This window comes from Bacillus sp. GMa5/1 (assembly GCF_050172015.1).
Classification (GTDB): Bacteria; Bacillota; Bacilli; order Bacillales; family Bacillaceae_G; genus Bacillus_A; species Bacillus_A cereus.
In genome coordinates, this window is sequence record NZ_JBNLYC010000354.1 from 1 (window position 1) to 2,152 (window position 2,152).

Below are 2,152 nucleotides of genomic sequence, written 5' to 3' on the forward strand. Positions count from 1 at the left end.
TAATCACGAGTTAATGTAACTATAATAATTACACTGATAAGTAACTTATTGACGACAATTATAAGTGAAGAAGGAGGGCTTTATTGTATTTTGTATATAAAAAAATAGAGAAGGAGATATGCAAATGAAAAGGTTACTTGTTATAGGCCTAATGTATACAATGTTTTTCCTCATAGGAAATATACACTTACATGCTGATGAACGAATAAATGCAAAAAAAATTACTAGTTTAGAAGAGCCTACTTGGATATTTCAGGCGGGCATAAGTAAGGGGAAATATCATGATCGACAAGATTTAGGATTTATTTTGAAGAGAAATACACCATTAAAGGTAAGACAAACAAATCCTAATTTTAAAGACAAATTAACATTACGTTTATTGTCTAATGACTCAAAAAATGAAAAATCCATACAAGTAGGAAATGAATGGGTTACTATCCAAGGTGATACGTCTTTAGTTCCTTTCATAGATACTCCGTATGGTGAAGAGCACGCTGTACTTGAGTACCAAGTAGGGAATGAAAGTGCTACTAAACCCCTTCCCATTTATAAACAACAAGGAAGTGTATCTCAATTTTTTAGTACATGGGATCAATTTGATGGAGAGTATGCGTTACTTCAAGGGGAGAGTTTTCAATTATTTGTACCTAAAAAAGATAAAGAGTTAGTAAGATCTTTAAAAGATTTTCAATCATTGGATGAGTTAATTGCGTATTATGAAGATATTTTTGTGATGTATGATTCAATTATTGGTTTAGATGGCTCAACGTTTGAAAATAAAAAAAGTCAAAATCGTTATTTCTTAAAAGCAGATATATCTGGTGCTGGCGGTGCCTATTATGGCACAAATTGGACAGCGAATAGTACAGATAGTACAAAGATGTGGTTAGATAAACTAAGTTGGGGAACTTTACATGAAATCGCTCATGGATACCAAGCTGGTTTTGATAATCAAGGAATATTTACAGGAGAAGTTTCTAATAATCTATTTGGTGTTCAATATCAATATAGTAAATACGGCAAAAAAGCAGATCAAGTTGGTTGGTTGTTTAATTTCGGGAAAAAGGAACAGGTAGAACGGAATTTATATAATGCTTTAATGAAAGAAAATAAAAATTATGATGATTTAGATTTACGACAAAAACTTATTCTTTTAACGATGGCGAAACAAAAAGCTGGCGATGAAGCATTTGCAAAAATGTATCAAGGTTATCGAAAACTAGCTAGCAATGCTGCTTTCAAAAAAGGTGACCATTCTTTACCAGATTTAATGAATCAGTATTATAGTGAGAATGGACAAGTTGATTTTACACCTGTTTTTGAAAGATGGGGCTTTAAGCTTAATCATAAACAAATAGAGATGAATAGGGCGAAAGGTTTTCCGGCTGTTACTTCTTTAGCTTATATAGTGCCTGAATCACAATTAGCGAAAGCAAGAGCTATAGTTGATCCTGATATTCCGATAAACTCCAACTTCGAAATAGTTACGAATCAGCAAATTGCTCCACTTGGGCTAAAAGGGAATTTGCATATCCATTTAAATACAAATGAAATAGATACATTAAAAGGAGGAAAAATTAAATTAAAAGAAGGGAATACAGTTATTCAAGAGAAAACAATTGAAACAACAGATATCAATTTACAAGACGTACCAAATGGAGTGTATACGGTTGAAATTTCAGGTGGGAAAACGAATAGTATGTACCATTTCAGTTCGTATTATGCCTATGTAAAAGAAAAAGATAATAGTCTAAAGATTGATATTAACGAAATGAAAGTGAGTAAGTTGGTAAATGAAACGATTCAATTCCTAGGATTAGGAGATGACCAGTTTGCCGTATTAAATACAGACTTAGAGCAAAATCGAGCTATTTTTACGATTACTACTAAAACGCCTCATAGCTATTATGCAGGTGAAAAATATGCATCGATAGAGGTCTTTAATGAAAAAGGTGAAAAAATTTATACGAAGGAAATGGAAGGAACAAATGTAACAATTGTAAAAGATATCATTCCACTAAAAGAGGGATATAGAATTAAAATCTATCATGATGAAATAAAAATACGATTAACTAGTAAAGCTACTATTATTAATCCTATGAATAAAATGAATGAATTTATAATAACAAAATGGGGATTGAAAAATACTTCT

At 31.4% G+C, this 2,152-nt stretch carries 1 protein-coding gene; it reads left to right on the forward strand.

Translation table 11 applies throughout. From position 1 onward, the window contains the following. Positions 1-124 precede the first annotated feature (124 nt). A partial coding sequence (locus ACQGSG_RS28525; protein ID WP_426948667.1) for a putative mucin/carbohydrate-binding domain-containing protein occupies positions 125-2,152 on the forward strand: 2,028 nt, incomplete at its 3' end.